This is a genomic window from Testudinibacter sp. P80/BLE/0925, from assembly GCF_053570785.1.
Genome location: NZ_CM131636.1, coordinates 1632203 through 1649427, shown reverse-complemented (window position 1 = coordinate 1649427; position 17225 = coordinate 1632203). Strand labels below are relative to the sequence as shown.

General features: G+C 47.6%; 13 protein-coding genes and 5 tRNA genes. 5 read left to right on the top strand and 13 right to left on the bottom strand.

From position 1 onward, the window contains the following. Positions 1-55: 55 nt before the first annotated feature. A complete protein-coding gene (gene bioB, locus ACWA5Z_RS08015; RefSeq protein WP_431051272.1) occupies positions 56-1063 on the top strand; it encodes a biotin synthase BioB in 1008 nt (335 codons plus the stop codon). A 94-nt stretch (positions 1064-1157) separates the two neighbouring features. Then, positions 1158-1298, top strand: coding sequence for an IS1/IS1595 family N-terminal zinc-binding domain-containing protein (locus ACWA5Z_RS08010; RefSeq protein WP_431051270.1), 141 nt, complete (start codon positions 1158-1160; stop codon positions 1296-1298). A 502-nt stretch (positions 1299-1800) separates the two neighbouring features. Here the strand turns inward: ACWA5Z_RS08010 and thrC are convergent. The 3 genes from thrC to thrA all read right to left on the bottom strand — a co-directional run bounded on the left by thrC (position 1801) and on the right by thrA (position 6707). After that, positions 1801-3096: a threonine synthase gene (thrC, locus tag ACWA5Z_RS08005; protein ID WP_431051268.1), complete on the bottom strand. Its 1296-nt coding sequence runs from the start codon at positions 3094-3096 to the stop codon at positions 1801-1803. A 195-nt stretch (positions 3097-3291) separates the two neighbouring features. After that, positions 3292-4236: a homoserine kinase gene (gene thrB, locus ACWA5Z_RS08000; protein ID WP_431054316.1), complete on the bottom strand. Its 945-nt coding sequence runs from the start codon at positions 4234-4236 to the stop codon at positions 3292-3294. 11 nt (positions 4237-4247) lie between these two features. Further along, on the bottom strand, positions 4248-6707 hold the full coding sequence (gene thrA, locus ACWA5Z_RS07995; protein WP_431051266.1) for a bifunctional aspartate kinase/homoserine dehydrogenase I: 2460 nt from the start codon (positions 6705-6707) through the stop codon (positions 4248-4250). 344 nt (positions 6708-7051) lie between these two features. Between thrA and ACWA5Z_RS07990 the strand changes: the two genes are divergently transcribed. Beyond that, positions 7052-7744 carry a YggS family pyridoxal phosphate-dependent enzyme gene (locus ACWA5Z_RS07990; protein ID WP_431051264.1) on the top strand — a complete coding sequence of 231 codons (693 nt, stop codon included), beginning with the start codon at positions 7052-7054 and terminating at the stop codon, positions 7742-7744. Between the two features lie 62 nt (positions 7745-7806). Beyond that, positions 7807-9309, top strand: coding sequence for a sodium/proline symporter PutP (gene putP, locus ACWA5Z_RS07985; protein WP_431051262.1), 1503 nt, complete (start codon positions 7807-7809; stop codon positions 9307-9309). 76 nt (positions 9310-9385) lie between these two features. Here putP and nadE read toward each other — a convergent pair whose 3' ends face one another. From nadE to nagB, 10 genes are all read right to left on the bottom strand, one after another. Further along, positions 9386-10126: an NAD(+) synthase gene (nadE, locus tag ACWA5Z_RS07980; protein ID WP_431051260.1), complete on the bottom strand. Its 741-nt coding sequence runs from the start codon at positions 10124-10126 to the stop codon at positions 9386-9388. A gap of 1 nt (position 10127) precedes the next feature. Next, positions 10128-11240 (bottom strand): nicotinate phosphoribosyltransferase, encoded by a 1113-nt coding sequence (locus ACWA5Z_RS07975; RefSeq protein WP_431051258.1) that lies wholly within the window; start codon positions 11238-11240, stop codon positions 10128-10130. 219 nt (positions 11241-11459) lie between these two features. After that, positions 11460-11546, bottom strand: a tRNA-Leu gene (locus tag ACWA5Z_RS07970). 23 nt (positions 11547-11569) lie between these two features. Beyond that, positions 11570-11644: transfer RNA gene (locus ACWA5Z_RS07965), tRNA-Gln, on the bottom strand. Between the two features lie 38 nt (positions 11645-11682). Further along, positions 11683-11757: transfer RNA gene (locus ACWA5Z_RS07960), tRNA-Gln, on the bottom strand. A 26-nt stretch (positions 11758-11783) separates the two neighbouring features. Beyond that, a tRNA-Leu gene (locus ACWA5Z_RS07955) sits at positions 11784-11868 on the bottom strand. A 9-nt stretch (positions 11869-11877) separates the two neighbouring features. Further along, a tRNA-Met gene (locus ACWA5Z_RS07950) sits at positions 11878-11954 on the bottom strand. 197 nt (positions 11955-12151) lie between these two features. Next, a complete protein-coding gene (locus tag ACWA5Z_RS07945; RefSeq protein WP_431051256.1) occupies positions 12152-13375 on the bottom strand; it encodes an ROK family protein in 1224 nt (407 codons plus the stop codon). Positions 13376-13522: 147 nt separating this feature from the next. Continuing rightward, the gene (nagA, locus tag ACWA5Z_RS07940; RefSeq protein ID WP_431051254.1) at positions 13523-14674 is read right to left on the bottom strand and encodes an N-acetylglucosamine-6-phosphate deacetylase; all 1152 of its coding nucleotides are present in this window, start codon (positions 14672-14674) and stop codon (positions 13523-13525) included. Between the two features lie 11 nt (positions 14675-14685). Then, entirely contained in the window at positions 14686-15489 is an 804-nt protein-coding gene (gene nagB, locus ACWA5Z_RS07935; protein WP_431051250.1) for a glucosamine-6-phosphate deaminase, read from the bottom strand. Positions 15490-15704: 215 nt separating this feature from the next. Here nagB and nagE point away from each other — a divergent pair, with 215 nt between their 5' ends. Beyond that, positions 15705-17171 carry an N-acetylglucosamine-specific PTS transporter subunit IIBC gene (nagE, locus tag ACWA5Z_RS07930; RefSeq protein ID WP_431051248.1) on the top strand — a complete coding sequence of 489 codons (1467 nt, stop codon included), beginning with the start codon at positions 15705-15707 and terminating at the stop codon, positions 17169-17171. Positions 17172-17225: the final 54 nt, after the last annotated feature.

Here is a 17225-nt window from a genome sequence, read left to right as displayed (position 1 = left end):
TGTTTTCCGTTACTATCTTTGGCTTAAAATATATCAATCAAGTAAAGGATATCTTATGACTATTCAACAAGTTGAACTCAGCCGACTGACACCGCATCCAAGTTTGGAATATTGGTCGGTGTGCAAAGTCGAAGCCTTGTTTGAAACCCCATTTTTAGAGTTAGTTTATCGAGCGGCACAAGTGCACCGCGAACATTTCAATCCGCAAGCGATTCAACTTTCAACCCTGTTGTCGATTAAAACCGGCGGATGTCCGGAAGATTGCAGCTATTGCCCGCAATCGGCGCGTTACCAAACCGGGGTGCAAAACCAGCAATTATTAGAGATTGAGGAAATCGTGGAAAAAGCCAAAATCGCCAAATCACGTGGTGCCGGGCGATTTTGCATGGGCGCGGCGTGGCGCGGTCCGAAACCGAAAGACGTGACGAAAATCACCGAAATCATCAAAGCGGTGAAAGCATTGGGCATGGAAACCTGCGGCACGTTCGGCTTATTGCAAGACGGCATGGCGGAACAATTAAAAGACGCCGGTTTGGATTACTACAACCACAACCTCGACACCGCACCGGAACATTATCATGAAGTGATCGGCACTCGCCGCTTTGACGATCGCATCAATACCCTTGGTAAAGTGCGGTCTGCGGGGCTGAAAGTCTGCTGCGGCGGCATTGTCGGTATGAATGAAACCCGCAAAGAACGCGCCGGTTTAATCGCCAGCCTCGCCAATCTGGATCCGCAACCGGAATCGGTGCCGATTAACCAATTAGTCAAAGTCGAAGGCACGCCGTTAATGGATGCGGAAGAACTGGATTGGACCGAATTCGTGCGCACCATCGCCGTCGCCCGTATCACCATGCCGCAGAGTTATGTGCGTCTCTCCGCCGGTCGTCAGGGGATGTCGGAAAGTATGCAGGCGATGTGTTTTATGGCAGGCGCAAACTCGATTTTCTATGGCGATAAGCTGTTGGTTACCGGCAATCCCGAAGAAGACGGCGATCAACTGCTGATGGCAAAACTGGATCTTGAGCCGGAAACGGAGCAGAACCGGAAAGTCACGGTTTAAAAATAGGAATAGTAGACAAAAAGGTTGGTCAAAACTCACTTGAAGCCTTACAGTATAAGGCTTTGAGTGAGTTTTACAAAAATGACTAAAAAAAGTGCTTTTTTGCAGTAGTTACACTTACCATAAATACGGATTCAAAGCCGAAATTCAGAGATATAAATGCAACGATTGCCAACGCATTTTCACGTTCTATTACTTGCAACGGATGGCGTGGATTATTGAAAGATATTTTTGATACCCCGCCCCAAATGTGCCAATTTCACTTGGTTGTTATGGTCATCAGAAAATTAACGAGAAACCCTAAATCAGTTGCCGGAAAAGAGCTGAAAGTCGTGGTGAAAACGCTGAAAAATAGTCACAAAAATACATTTTATATCCGCTTACATCACTGGTTGTTACGGCATAAAGCCTACTTGGAATAACGGTCTGAAATCGCCGATAACAAGGGAAAATATCCTACAAACATCGCAAACTGAGAGGGGCTTACGCCAGTATTAAATGTTACATGGACTACCTGTTTACTTTTGAGAAATACCCTGAATTACGGATAGAAAAAACGACAAATCGATTAGAGGGCTTATTCCAAGACTTAAAGCAAAAATTATCGGTACATAATGGGTTGAATAGGCGAAATAAAATTATGTTTATTCAGGATTTTTTGAATATAAGGAGTTGATTTTGGCAACGAAATCACCAAAACCAACCTTTTTGTCCAATAGAGCATAGTGTCTAAAAAATTACCAACCTTTTTGTCTACTATGCCTCAATAAATACGCCCGCAACCGCGCAAAATCATTCTCCATTTCATCAGACAACAGCGGCAGTTTGTTGTGTTTATCCAAGGCTTGCGGCAACGGCAGATCCAATTTTAGAATGCGATCCACGCTCTCTTTGAATTTCGCCGGGTGGGCGGTGCAAAGGAAAATCCCGGTTTCATCGGCTTGTAAATCCGCAGTTAGGGTATCATAAGCAATTGCGCCGTGCGGTTCGCATAAATAACCTTTGGCTTTCATGGCTTGAAGTGCGGTTTCGGTTTCCACATCGCTGCGTGCGTAGGCATGCAGTTCGCTTAAATGCCAGTGATTGCGTTTAAAGATTTCCTCCACCCGTGGCCAGTTGTTCGGGCGGCTCACGTCCATCGCATTGGATAAGGTTGCCACGGTGGCATGCGGCTGCCATTCTCCGCTTTGCAAATAGCGCGGCACGGTGTCGTTGGCGTTGGTTGAGGCGATAAACCGTTTAATCGGCAAGCCTAACCACTTGGCGATCAAGCCTGCGGTTAAGTTACCAAAATTGCCGCTCGGCACGGACACCACCACATTGCTGCGTTTTTCTTGCGGCAGTTGCGCCACCGCTTCAAAGTAATAACACACTTGCGCCAGTAAGCGGCTGATATTAATCGAATTTGCGGAATTTAAACCAATCGCTTCGCGCAATTCTTGATCGTCAAACGCCTTTTTGACTAACGCTTGGCAATCGTCAAAATCGCCGTTGATCGCCACGGTGCGGATATTGCCGCCCAAGGTGCAAAACAGTTTTTCTTGCAACGGGCTGATTTTGCCTTTTGGATAGAGAATTACCACTTCAATATTATCTAACCCATGAAACGCGTGCGCCACGGCTGCACCGGTATCGCCTGAGGTGGCGGTTAAAATGGTGATTTTGCCCTCGCCACGAATCGCCGCCAGTGTGCGCGCCATAAAACGTCCGCCGAAATCTTTAAAGGCTAAGGTCGGACCGTGGAACAGTTCCAAGGCATAGATATTTTCCGCCACTTTTACCAATGGCGCCGGGAATGTGAACGCGTCGCTGATGATTTGGTTCAAGACCGCACTTGGCAGTTCGGCACCGATCAGTGCCGATAAAATCGCTTGGCTGCGCTCGACCAGCGGCAGATCCAGCAAGGCTTCGACATTGTCTAATTGCGGAATCACCTCAGGGAAAAACAACCCTTGGTTTTTGCCTAGCCCTTGGCGCACCGCTTGTGCGAAACCGACTTGTTCTTCCGGGTGCTTGATATTGTATAAATTCATTAAAAAATCCTTTGATTATGATTTGCTGTTCACTGATTAAACCTAGCCAACGTAGCGGCGCATTATATATCCGCCCGCACCGCACTTTATGTTTTTCCTTTGTTGATAAATGCTTATACCGCACTTCGTAAACAGGCGGATATATAATCCGCCCCTTGTATATAAAATCTGCTATACCAAAGTAGTGAAATCGCTCTAGTCTAACAGCCTTGCGCCTTGATTATCAACCTGACAAACGTGGACAAAGCCTTCGTTATTTTGTAAGTAATTGTTTTCCAAATAGGTTGAAACTTTGCCGGCGGTGGTTAAATCCGGCGCAATCGCAAAAATGGTCGGGCCCGAACCGGAAATGCCGGTTGCCAATGCGCCCAGATCGCGGCAGCCTTGTTTCACGTTATCGTAATTCGGCAATAACTGCTCGCGATACGGCTCGGCGATCACGTCTTTCATCATCAACGCGGCAAGACTTTCCTGCTGGGTGTGGCAAGCATGCACGAAACTGCCCAAATAACGCCCGTGATCGATCACGTCTTGACGGCTGTAACTTTTCGGCAAAATCGCGCGCGCTTCCGCAGTGGATACTTCGATCCCCGGATAAGCCAGCACCCAATACCATTGGTCAAAAAACGGCAAGGTTTGACTGATATTGCCCAATGACTGCACCATCAGTTGCACGCCGCCCAAAAAGCACGGCGCAACGTTGTCATAGTGAATCGAACCGGAAATCCGCCCTTCCAGTTCGCCCATCATTTCCAACAATTCCATTTTGGAAAACGGCTCTTGGTGAAATTTATTCAACGCCACCAATGCCGCCACGATCGAACAGGCACTTGAGCCTAAACCCGAGCCGATCGGCATATTTTTTTCCAGCGTTAAACGCAGCGACCGCACTTTTCTGTTGCGCAGTTTCAAGCGTTCGCTGAACAATACATAGGCTTGATAGACGATATTTTTTTGCGGCTCTTTCGGCAGCTTACGTACGAAATAACCGGCGCTTTCCAATTCAAACCCGCTGGCTATCGCCTCAATTTGCACCACGTCGCCCAATAACGAGCCGTCAATCGGCGAAATCGCCGCGCCTAAGGTATCAAAGCCGACGCTGACATTGGCACTCGACGCCGGGGCATATACTCTCAACAATTCCTGCGTCATTAGTTGCCGCCTCCGTTTTGTAAGGTACGCAGAATATCGGCAAAGATCCCTGCCGCGGTCACATCGTTACCTGCGCCGTAACCGCGCAACAACAACGGAATCGGGTTGTAATAACGGGTGTAAAACGCTAGCGCATTCTCGCCGTTTTTTACTTTGTACAACGGATTATCCCCGTCCACCGCGGTAATTGAGACTTTACATTTGCCGTTGTCTAAGCGCCCGACATAGCGCAACACTTGCCCATTTGCCGCCGCTTCGGCAACCCGTTGCGCAAATTCTGCGTCCAGTTCTGGCAACTGCGCCATAAACTCCGCGACGTTTTTGCCGTCGGCAAAGCCTTTGGGCAACACGCCTTCCACTTCGACATCGTCCAGTTCCAGCATTAAACCGTTTTCACGGGCGATAATCAACAACTTACGCGCCACATCGCTGCCCGACAGATCATCACGCGGATCAGGCTCGGTGAAGCCTTTTTCTTTGGCAAGTGCGGTCGCTTGCGACAGGCTCAAGCCTTCCTCTAATTTACCAAAAATAAATGACAGCGAGCCGGACAAAATGCCGTCAAATTGCAGCACTTCGTCCCCCGCCGCCAGCAATTTTTGCAGATTATCAATCACCGGCAAACCGGCGCCGACATTGGTGTCGTACATAAATTTGCGCTGATTCTGCGCCGCCACCGCTCTGAGGCGCAGGTAGTAATCCACATCGGAGGTGTTGGCTTTTTTGTTCGGCGTCACCACATGGAAACCGGCCCTCAAATAACTGACATATTGATTGGCAATCTCTTGGCTAGAGGTGCAATCCACCAGCACCGGATTGACGATATTGTTATCCTGTACAAATTTCACCAAACGCTCAACCGAATATTCGCCGTCGGCTTGTGCCTGTTGTTCACGCCAGTTTGTTAAATCCAACGGCTGTTCGCTTAATAATAAATGTTTCGAGTTCGCCAAGGCATACACTCGGATCGCAATATTTTTCTTTTCCAGATACTCGGTTTGGCGCTGGATTTGATCGACCAACTCGCCGCCTACGCCGCCTGTGCCGACCACAAACACGTCAACCACTTGATGATGGGTGAACAGCGCGCGGTGGGTCGCTTTCACCGCTTGCACCGATTTGTTTTGCGGCACAACGGTCGAAATCGAGCGTTCGGAAGAGCCTTGCGCAATCGCCACAATATTGATATTGGCTTTGGCAAGTGCGGTAAAGAAACGCGCCGCCACGCCTTTGGCTTTCTTCATGCCGTCACCGACCACGGAGACAATCGACAGATTATCGGTGACTTCCAACGGTTCTAACTGTTTATGTTCCAATTCATAGGCGAATTCTTGCTCAAGTGCGGTTTTCGCCACTGCCACCGATTTGCCCGGCACGCAGAAACTAATGCTGTATTCGGACGAGGATTGGGTGATCAAAATCACCGAAATGCCGGCGTTCGACATGGTCGAGAACACCCGTGCCGCCATGCCGACCATGCCCTGCATACCCGGCCCTGAAATATTGAACATACTGACGTTGTCCAGATTGGTGATCCCTTTCACCTGCAAACTGTCGGATTTTACGTCATTGTTGATGTATGTACCCGGTGCGTCCGGATTGGCGGTATTTTTAATCACGCACGGAATACTGCAACGCACCAAAGGTCCGATTGTGCGCGGGTGGATCACTTTCGCACCGAAATAAGAAAGCTCCATTGCTTCTTGATAAGACAGGCTGTCTAACAGGCGTGCGTCGTGCACCAAGCGCGGATCGCAGGTGTAAACGCCATCTACGTCGGTCCAAATTTCGCAATAATCGGCATCTAAACACGCCGCCAGCACCGCCGCGGAATAATCCGAACCGTTGCGCCCCAACAGCACCAATTCGCCTTGCTCGTTACCGGCGGTGAAACCTGCCATTAACACGATATGCTGTTTCGGAATCGAAGCGGCGTCAACGCGCGGCTTGGATTTGCTGATACTGACCGACGACTCCAAATAAGTGCCTTTCGCCACCAGTTTTTCCACCGGATCGATTTGCGTGACTTGATAGCCTTTAGCCTCGAACCACGCTTTCATCATCGCAATCGAGAGTTTTTCACCACGGCATAAAATGGTGGCATTAATGCTGTCAGGGCAGCGTTTGTTGCGCTGAATATCGGTTAATATGGTTTTCAGTTGTGTGAATTCGTTATCAATAACGTGCAGAAGAGCGATTTTGTCGAGTTTGGGATTGGCGAGGTAAAGACCGTCAATAATGCGATAGAAAATTTGCAGGGCTTCGTTAAAATCATGTTCAAAGGCTTCTCCGGCAACCGCTTTTTCCACCAACGCCACCAGATAATTGGTGATTTTCGCCGGTGCGGACAGCACGCCCGCCGCCTGATCCTTTAAATGCGCCTGTTCGATCAGCCCGGCAGCCTGTAAAAAGCGTTCCGGATTCGCCAACGACGTTCCCCCAAATTTAAGCACTCGCATAATCTTCTCCTGGTTTTCTAATATGTTGATTTTAAATATTTTTCTTAAATACTAAAAAACCCGCACTTGCCGGTGCGGGTTCTCTTGATTTCGTTATGCAACACTAACCCGCCACGTACTTGCGCATGGTAATAATCATGGTGGTCATAGTGATAGTGTTGTTTTGCATAATTTGGTTAATTTTTCAAAAAAATTGATGTGATAGAAATACAGAATTTCGTTTGGGTTGTCAATGAAAAGTTTGAAATAGATACAAATAAATCATCAACGCTTTTTTAGACAGCCTCCCGATTCCACGCTAAAATAACCGCACTTGATGATTTTTAACCTAAGCACTACAATCCATGTCAATTCAACAAAACCTTTCCGCTATTCGTCAGCAAATCGCTGATTGTTGCCAACAAGCAAACCGCACTTTAGGCAGTGTAAACTTATTGGCGGTCAGTAAAACCAAATCCATTGCCGCAATTGAAGAGGCGATTCAAGCCGGACAACGTGCGTTCGGGGAAAATTATGTGCAAGAGGGCGTTGAAAAAATACAGCATTTTCAAGCACAAGGCGTTCAGTTGGAATGGCATTTTATCGGTCCGTTGCAATCGAATAAAAGCCGTTTAGTGGCGGAACATTTTGCTTGGATTGAAACCGTAGATCGTGTGAAAATCGCCGAACGCCTCAGCCAACAACGCCCGACCGCACTTGTGCCGTTGAATGTGTTGATTCAAATTAATATCAGCGATGAAAGCTCAAAATCAGGCATTGCGCCGAGCGAGTTACTGCCGCTTGCCACACAAATCGCCGCGCTGCCAAATTTGCGCTTGCGCGGCTTAATGGCAATTCCGCAAGACAGCGATGATCCGACGGTGCAGCAACAGGCGTTCAGCCGAATGCAGCAGTTGTTTAATCAGCTCCGACTTGCCCTGCCGCAGCAGCAAATCGACACCTTATCACTCGGTATGAGCGGCGATATGGCGATGGCAATCCAATGCGGCTCAACCCAAGTGCGGATCGGCACGGCAATTTTCGGCGCAAGAAATTAAAACGCCGCGCCGATTCGTACTATACTCCGCCTCTTTTTTCCATTTATTGATAGGGTCTGTTTATGTTTGGCTACGATCCAACAATTATTACATTTACCATTTATATTTTTGGTATGCTGCTGATTGGCGTGTTGGCATACCGTTACACCAATAATTTATCCGATTATATTCTCGGCGGGCGCAGCTTGGGCGGTTTTGTGACCGGGATGTCTGCCGGCGCGTCGGATATGTCCGGCTGGTTGTTGATGGGCTTGCCCGGTGCGATCTACGCCGCGGGGTTGGTCGAAGGCTGGATTGCAATCGGCTTGACGGTTGGCGCATGGCTGAACTGGTATTTGGTCGCCGGGCGGCTGCGCGTATTCACCGAAACCCACGCCAACGCCCTGACCTTACCGGAATATTTCCAAGCCCGTTTCGGCGCAAAACACAACATGCTGAAAATTGTCGCTGCCAGTGTGATTCTGTTTTTCTTCACCATTTACTGCTCGGCGGGGGTGGTTGCCGGGGCGCGTCTGTTTGAAAATCTATTCGGCACGCCCTACCAAACCGCACTTTGGTATGGCGCACTTGCCACCATTATTTATACCTTTATCGGTGGCTTTCTCGCAGTCAGTTGGACCGACACCGTGCAAGCGGGCTTAATGGTTCTCGCCTTGATTATCACCCCTGTGATGGCGCTGTTTGCCATTGGCGGCATTGATGATCTGCCTGTCGTGTTAGAAGCCGCCGGCAAGGATTTGGGCAAAAACTTCACCGATATGTGGACGGGCACATCATTGATTGGCTTATTGAGTCTATCCGCATGGGGCTTGGGCTATTTCGGGCAACCGCATATTTTGGCGCGTTTTATGGCGGCGGAAAATGTACGCTCACTCACCAGTGCGCGCCGTATCGGCATGTCATGGATGATTTTCTGCTTACTCGGCGCAGTGGCGGTCGGCTTTTTCGGTATCGCCTATTTCTACGCTAATCCGCAACTGGCAAGTGCGGTCAATAGCAACCGCGAACAGATTTTTATCGAACTGGCACGCCACCTGTTTAACCCGTGGATCGCCGGCGTTTTGTTATCGGCGATTTTAGCCGCGGTGATGAGTACCTTAAGTTGCCAATTATTGATCTCCTCCAGCGCAATCACCGAAGATTTTTACCGTGGTTTTATCAAACCGAATGCCAGTGATAAAGAACTGGTTTGGCTCGGGCGCGTAATGGTGTTGCTGATCGCCGTGATCGCAATTGCGATCGCACAAAATCCGGAAAGCCAGGTTTTGAAACTGGTCGAACACGCTTGGGCAGGTTTCGGCAGCTCGTTTGGACCCTTAGTACTGTTTTCGTTATTCTGGAAACGCACCAATTCCAACGGTGCAATGGCAGGTATGCTGACCGGCGCATTAGTGGTGACTTTTTGGAAGCAACTGTTACCAAACAGCGGCATTTACGAAATGATCCCGGGTTTCTTATTGTCGTCAGTTGCGATTGTCGTGGTCTCGCTGCTTAGCGGGAAACCGGAAACCGAGGTCGTGAAAGGTTTCGAACAAGCAACGGCGCAATATAAAGCGGGCTTATAATTCCAAGTGCCCCTCCCGCCGCCCTTCGGGCATATCCTGCCGCAAGGGAGGGAGGAAATTTACATTTTTTATTACGTTATGCCACCCTTTTCGGCGGTACGGGTGCTAACATTCGCTTATGGTGCGAGCGGTTATGCCAAAAATCAATTTGGCGTTGCGCCTGTTCCGACACGGTTTCGCCGCGCAGGAAAGCATCAATTTCCGCATAACTCACGCCCATTTCATCTTCGTCGGTCTGCCCTTGCCACAACCCCGCACTTGGCGCTTTATCCAACACCGCTTGCGGTACATTCAACAACCGTCCTAAGGCAAAGACTTGTTCTTTGCGCAACTGCACCAACGGCACAACATCAACGCCGCCGTCGCCGTATTTGGTGAAATAACCGGTGTGCCATTCCGCCGCATTATCCGTACCGACCACAATCGCCTGCTGATTTTGCGCCGCTGCGTATAACATCGTCATGCGCAAACGTGCCTGCACATTGCCGGCGATCACGTGTTGCCGTTCGGCTTGTTCGCGAAACAGAGGCTGCGCACTGTGCATAAAAGTGCGGTAGGTGTCGATAATCGGTATTTCCAACACTGCGCAACCGGCACTTTCTGCCACCGCGTAGGCATCTTGAATATCTTGTGGCGAGGTGGTTTCCGACGGCAAAATCAAGCCCTGCACCGGTGCGCCGGTTTTCATCAGCAGATTGACCACCACCGCAGAATCAATGCCGCCGCTAATGCCGATCACATAACCTTTTGCGCCGTAAAATTGGCGTTGCTGTTCCAGCCATTCCACCAGATAATCAACATATTGTTGCAAATCCATCTTAGCTCTCCCGTGTTGCGACATACGCTACCGCCTGCAAACGCGGATTAAAGCTGTAACGGCGACCTTGTTTCGCTTGCTCCACACCGTTTAACCTCACGCAATCGCCGGTAAAGCCAATATTCACTTTCAATAAGTTAGAACCCACACCGTAGGAATCCACCGGCGTATCCAATTGCTCAAACAACTTGATTTTTGCCGAATCAAAACCACCACTAACAATGATTTTAACGTGCTCAAAGCCTTCCGCATCTAAATGGCGGCGCAGCAGTTTAATTAAACGCGGATTGGTGCCACGCAAATCATAACGTCCGAATTCATGCTGATTTTTCAGAAAATATTGATCAACCATATTAGCGGAGGTGTCCACCCGCACACCGTATAATTTATTGCCGAAATGGCGTGCGACCTTGAGCGAATCCTCAATCACATCATTATTATAATCCACCAATGCGACCAAATTATCATGCGGGAAAGTGGCTAAATAGGCTTCACAGGCTTGGATCAAATCACCGTTGAACAATTGGATTAAGGCGTGCGGCATGGTGCCCACACCTTCCGTGCCCCACCATTCGTTCATCGCATAGGTCGCCTGCGCACTCATGCCGCCGATATATGCCGCATAGCCGTCACCCGCCTGTTGCGAATAGTGATCATCGCGGTCGCCCATAAAAATCACCTGTTTCTCGCCTGCCGCCTGCACCACATTATACACATGGGTTGCCACCGAGGTGCGCCTCGCCAAAATGCCATCGATAATCCCTTCCAAATAACCGAAATCTTCGTAATAACCTTCGATCATTAGCACGGTCTCAAACGGCGAAATTTTATCACCGTCATTTAACGCCCAAATCTTCAGATTTTGCGGATTGGCGGCAAAGGTATGCAACAATGCGATCGCTTCGTCCATACCACACACTACCGCTTCGTTTTTTTGGAAAAATTGCATGGTAACCGTCTGTTTAGGAATACGATTTGCTACAATTTTAGTGGTTTTCAAAAAATAAACCGCCGAAAACCAACCTTCTTTGATCCGTTGATCAAACTTAAAAGTGCGGTTTGTCAGCCTTGCCAGCTTGCCTGCTTGTTTTAATTCAAATTCTTTTTCACACATCGTCTTGGTTCACCTTTCACAAAATAAAAAGTATATGCTACAAAAAATGGATTATAGATAATTTGAACTTTTTTTATGTATTAGGCAAGCGTTATTTTAAGAAAATGTGAGATCAGCGCGCAAATTAAGCCCGTGAAACGAAAAATAAATACATTGAAAGTGCTAAAATACTTTTTAATAGGAGGATTTAAATCAGAAAGAATACTATATATAAGATGATGGTGCGGAAGGGGGGACTTGAACCCCCACACCCGTTAAGGCTCTAAGACCTGAACCTAGCGCGTCTACCAATTTCGCCACTTCCGCAACTGTTTGAATACCCTATTTGATGGCTGGGGTACTAGGATTCGAACCTAGGAATGCTGAGATCAAAACCCAGTGCCTTACCGCTTGGCGATACCCCAAAATAAGAAATTCAATTAAATCAGAATAGATAAGTCGATGGCTGGGGTACTAGGATTCGAACCTAGGAATGCTGAGATCAAAACCCAGTGCCTTACCGCTTGGCGATACCCCAATCTATGACATTGCAAAGCTGATGAATGGTGCGGGAAGAGGGACTTGAACCCACACACCTCGCGGCGCCAGAACCTAAATCTGGTGCGTCTACCAATTTCGCCATTCCCGCGCGAAAATATGGTGGCTATGACGGGATTCGAACCTGTGACCCCAACATTATGAGTGTTGTGCTCTAACCAACTGAGCTACATAGCCATTCATTTATTTTCTGCGTTCACCTCATCGGTTTTGCGAGGTGCATTATGCTAATATCAGCCCTACTCGTCAACCGTTTTTTATGAAAAAAACGCTTTTTTTATCTATTCGGACACAGATTGACCAGTTTAATCGCTTGCCGCACAATTTACAACCAAAAATATTCAACCGATGCCGTCCGGCATTTGCGTCCGCGATTATTCTTCCAATAATTGCACCAATAATTCGCCGTTCCACAGCGCTCGTTTAATCAAGGCAAATGCGCCGATAATATCGTCATCGGGCAGTTCCGAAGCCTCAAGTGCGGTACTTTTCACAAAATCGGACAACGCCATTGACTGTAGTGTCTTTTCAATAGCCGGAAACAAGACTTTCTGCGCTTGTGCGATTTTGCCGGATAAAATAATTTTTTCCGGATTAAGCACATTGACACACATCGCCAAAACCTGCCCGATATGCCTTCCGAGTTGCTGAAACAATTCGACTAATAATGGATCACCTTGATTCACCGCCTCGCAAATTGTCTCCAAGTCACATTGTTCCACACTGAGCAAGCGGCTTTTATGCCCTTGCCGTAACAACTGTTTGACCCGCTCCTCAATCGCCTGCTGACTGACTAACGTTTCCAAGCAGCCGAAATTACCGCACTTACAAGGTTTCCCCAGCGGATCGACTTGCGTGTGTCCAATTTCGCCCACATTATTTTTACTGCCGCTAAATAACGCTTTATTTAAGATGATTCCGGCGGCAACACCGCGGTGAATCCGCAATAAAATGGAATCGCTACAGGTTTTGGTTTTGCCAAAATAAGATTCCGCCAACGCCAAAGCCCGCACATCATGCCCGATAAATACCGGCAGATGAATGATTTGTCGAATCTTTTCCGCTAATTTCCACGGTTTTTTCAGATTAAATTGCGGCATAAAATCAATGGTGTTTGTTTTTTGATCGACAAAACCGGGAACGGTAATACCGCAAGCGATAACTTGATGAGATGATTTGGTCAATTCCATCACTGCCCGTTGAATCAACTCCAGCAACCTTTGTTCTAGCTGTGTGACCGATTGTTTGGTTTTGAGTTGATATTTTTGTTTGAACAACACCTCGGTCGCCAGATTCATCGCGGCAACGGTGACGCTGGTTCGCCCCAAACGGATTAAAATCGTGACAAAATTTTTCCGTTCCGCGACAATCGAAATCGCCCGCCGCCCGCCGGTGGACTCTTGCTGCTCGACTTCTTTAATCAGCCCGAAACGCAATAGATTACGGGTGATTTTGGTTACGCTCGCCGCCGCCAAACCGCTCATTTCCGACACTTGAATCCGGGAAATCGGTCCGAATTGGTCAATCAAACGGTATACCAACGCACCATTGGCTTGTTTGACGAAATCGACATTAACGATTTGTATCTGGTTGTTCATTCTTATCCTTGGCTTCTCTTTTTTATGATTTATAAACACACACTGTAAAATATTTACACTTTTCTGGCAACGCCAAAAAAAGTGCGGTACACCATGCACCGCACTTGATTTGATTCGAAGCGAAAAGCTTAATGCCTAAGCCACTGACTACGCATAGTGGTGCAATACACCGTTAACCGCTGTCGCACTCACCTTAAAGCGGTGATCGAATACGGTCAGGTTCGCCACTTTTCCGGCTTCAATTGAACCCAAAGTGCGGTCAACCCCAATCGCGCGGGCGGGATAGAGTGAACACATTCTCAATGCGTCCGGCAACTCGATACCGACTTGTTCCACCAAGTTTTGCACCGATTCAATCATCGTAATCGCCGAACCGCCGAGACTGCCGGTTTTTTCGTCGTAACATTTGCCGTCTTTCACAATCACTTTGGTGCCGACAAAATCAAACCAGTCGATATCGGCTCCGGCAGCGGCGGTTGCGTCGGTCACCACCACCAGTTTTTCGCCTTTCAATTTCTTGGCAAAACGGATATTCGACCAAGTGACGTGCAAACCGTCCACAATAATGCCGCTATAAATATCCGAATCCAACACTGCGCCGACCACACCCATGTCACGCCCGGAACTGATCGGCGACATCGCATTATGCAAATGGGTGGCAAAACCGATTCCGTCGCTAATCCGTTGTTTGGCAACATCATAGCTGGCATTGGAATGCCCGATCGACACTAAAATACCGCTCTCGGTAAACCGCTTCACATAATTGCCGGCTTCATTTTCCGCTGCGATTGTCAATTTGGTGATCACATCGCCGTTAGCGCATAAAAACTCGACCATTTCCGGCGAAATTTGGCGGATATATTGCGGACGGTGTACGCCTTTTTTCTCAAGGCTGAGATATGGTCCTTCCAAATGCAGCCCCAACGCTTGATTGGCGTTATTCGGATCTTGCAAATATTCCCGCATAACCGCTACCGCACTTTTCATGCCTTCGTCCGGCGCTGTGATAAAGGTCGGCAAATAGCTGGTACAGCCGTAGCGCATGTTGGTTTGTTGCATGGTATGCAGGGTTTCAAGCGTGGTATCAAGGTTAAACATCACCCCGCCCGCGCCGTTCAATTGAAGATCGATAAACCCCGCAGTTAAATTTTTCCCAGCCAAATCAACACGTTCAATATCAGCCGTAAGATCTTGTTCCGGCAATAGTGCTTCAATAATGCCTTCATTAACGATGACCGCGTGCTGATACAACACCTTATCGGCGGTATAAACCACGCCGTTGGTTAACGCATAACGCATAACCTTACCTCCTACGCCACACTGGCAATTTCAGCCGCTTCCAGATTGGTGAAATATTTCACGGTTTTGACTTTCAATTCTTGCGTTGCCGGTTCGTCACACACCAAAACGGCTTTGGTGTGCATTTGCAGCGCACTGATTGTCCATAAGTGGTTGACACAGCCTTCAACACCCGCTTGTAACGCCAAGGCTTTATTATGTCCCGTTGCCAAAATCAATACTTCCTCCGCATCCAATAAGGTGGCAACCCCGATAGTCAAGGCATATTTCGGTACTTTGGTGAGATCGTTATCAAAGAAACGCGAATTGGCGATCAAAGTATCTTCGGTCAATGTTTTAATCCGTGTTCTTGAGCTGAGAGAAGAGCCCGGTTCATTAAACGCAATATGTCCGTCACTGCCGACCCCTCCCATAAACAGGTGGATTTTGCCGTAAAAACGGATTTTTTCTTCGTATTGACGGCATTCTTGATCGTGATCTGCGGTATTGCCATTCAAAATATTCACATTTTGCGCCTGCACATCAACGTGGTTAAAGAAATTTTCCCACATAAAAGTGTGATAGCTTTGTTCGTGATCTTGCGGCAACCCCACATACTCGTCCATATTGAATGTCACCACATGTTTAAAGCTGACTTTGCCTTGTTGGTAGAGTTTAATCAGTTCTTTATACGTTTGTAACGGAGTGCTACCGGTCGGCAGCCCTAAAACAAACGGTTTTTCAGCGCTCGGCTGAAATGCATTAATTTTATTGACAATATAATTAGCCGCCCAACGGCTTACTTGTTCGGCGCTTTTTAATGGAATTAATCTCATGTTAGTTCTCCTTTATAACGTTGTTCACACTCGGTAGATAAAACTGAATTGATTTAATCATTTTTTTTATAAAAAATCAAGATGAGTTTCAAAACGCTTAAAAAGGAAAAAATCTTGCAAAAATATCAAATTTAAGCCAGTATAATACCGTCTTGACCGCAAGATATTTTTTATCAAAAAATAAATACTCATTACTTAAATTAGAGAGGTAACTTATGTCTGTCCTAGGTTATTTGCAACGAATCGGTAGAGCTTTAATGGTACCTGTTGCTGCGCTACCGGCAGCAGCTATATTGATGGGGATCGGCTACTGGTTAGATCCTAACGGTTGGGGAGCGGATAGCCAGTTAGCTGCCCTGCTCATCAAATCCGGTGCCGCCATTATCGACAATATGTCACTGTTATTCGCCGTCGGTGTCGCCTTCGGAATGTCGGAAGATAAACACGGTTCGGCTGCATTATCCGGCTTAGTCGGTTTTCTGGTTGTCACAACATTGCTTTCCCCGGGTACAGTGGCACAGTTGGAAGGCATTGCCATCGAGCAAGTGCCGGCAGCATTCGGCAAAATCAATAACCAATTTGTCGGGATTTTAGTCGGCGCAATTTCCGCGGCGCTGTATAACCGTTATTACAAAGTCGAATTACCCAACGCCTTGGCATTCTTCAGTGGTAAACGTTTAGTACCCATTTTAGTTTCCGTTGCAGCCATCGTCCTCTCTTTCATCTTATTGTATGTCTGGCCGATCATTTTCGGCGGCTTAGTCAGCTTCGGCGAATCAATCAAAGATATGGGTGCGGTCGGCGCCGGTATCTATGGTTTCTTCAACCGTTTATTAATTCCTATCGGCTTACACCATGCTTTGAACTCCGTCTTCTGGTTTGACGTAGCCGGAATTAACGATATTCCTAACTTCCTTGGTGGTGCGCAATCCCTAGCTGAAGGGCGTGCCGTATTGGGGATCACCGGAATGTACCAAGCAGGTTTCTTCCCGATTATGATGTTTGGTTTACCGGGCGCCGCCTTAGCGATGTACCACATGGCAAAACCGGAAAACAAAACCAAAGTTGCTTCCTTGATGATTGCGGCGGCACTCGCTTCATTCTTCACCGGAATCACCGAGCCGCTGGAATTCTCCTTTATGTTTGTTGCGCCGATTTTGTATGTAATCCATGCATTATTGACCGGTATTTCCGTCTTCTTCGCCGCTTCAATGCAATGGATTGCCGGTTTCGGCTTCAGTGCCGGTTTAGTCGATCTGGTATTGTCTTCACAAAATCCATTGGCACAAAACTGGTATATGCTGATTATCCAAGGTCTGGTGTTCTCGGTTATCTACTACGTTATTTTTACCGCAAGTATCAAAATGTTCAGATTAAAAACGCCTGGACGTGAAGACAGCTTGGAAGAAAAAAGCGTAGCGTCGGCAGCAACGGTGAAAGCAGGCAATAACCGCGAAAGAGCAAGCCAATTTATGGCGGCGCTAGGCGGAAAAGAAAATATCGCCAGCATTGATGCTTGTATCACCCGCCTGCGTCTAGTGTTGGTTGACCGTAAAAAAATCAATGAAAATCAACTAAAAGCGTTAGGCTCAAAAGGTAACGTAAAATTAGGTGACAATGCTTTACAAGTTATTTTAGGACCTGAAGCGGAAATCATTGCGGACGAAATGAAAACCCTGTAGATTAGCGCCCGAATTTAATCTGCAAAACCGCACTTTGATTCTGATCTGCACCCC

Excerpts from the sequence above, each read along its gene's own strand:
- thrC (WP_431051268.1), bottom strand. The coding sequence starts at position 3,096 with ATGAATTTATACAATATCAAGCACCCGGAAGAACAAGTCGGTTTCGCA.
- bioB (WP_431051272.1), top strand. The coding sequence starts at position 56 with ATGACTATTCAACAAGTTGAACTCAGCCGACTGACACCGCATCCAAGT.
- putP (WP_431051262.1), top strand. The coding sequence starts at position 7,807 with ATGTTTGGCTACGATCCAACAATTATTACATTTACCATTTATATTTTT.
- ACWA5Z_RS07990 (WP_431051264.1), top strand. The coding sequence starts at position 7,052 with ATGTCAATTCAACAAAACCTTTCCGCTATTCGTCAGCAAATCGCTGAT.
- ACWA5Z_RS07945 (WP_431051256.1), bottom strand. The coding sequence starts at position 13,375 with ATGAACAACCAGATACAAATCGTTAATGTCGATTTCGTCAAACAAGCC.
- nadE (WP_431051260.1), bottom strand. The coding sequence starts at position 10,126 with ATGGATTTGCAACAATATGTTGATTATCTGGTGGAATGGCTGGAACAG.
- thrA (WP_431051266.1), bottom strand. The coding sequence starts at position 6,707 with ATGCGAGTGCTTAAATTTGGGGGAACGTCGTTGGCGAATCCGGAACGC.
- nagB (WP_431051250.1), bottom strand. The coding sequence starts at position 15,489 with ATGAGATTAATTCCATTAAAAAGCGCCGAACAAGTAAGCCGTTGGGCG.
- nagE (WP_431051248.1), top strand. The coding sequence starts at position 15,705 with ATGTCTGTCCTAGGTTATTTGCAACGAATCGGTAGAGCTTTAATGGTA.
- ACWA5Z_RS07975 (WP_431051258.1), bottom strand. The coding sequence starts at position 11,240 with ATGTGTGAAAAAGAATTTGAATTAAAACAAGCAGGCAAGCTGGCAAGG.
- nagA (WP_431051254.1), bottom strand. The coding sequence starts at position 14,674 with ATGCGTTATGCGTTAACCAACGGCGTGGTTTATACCGCCGATAAGGTG.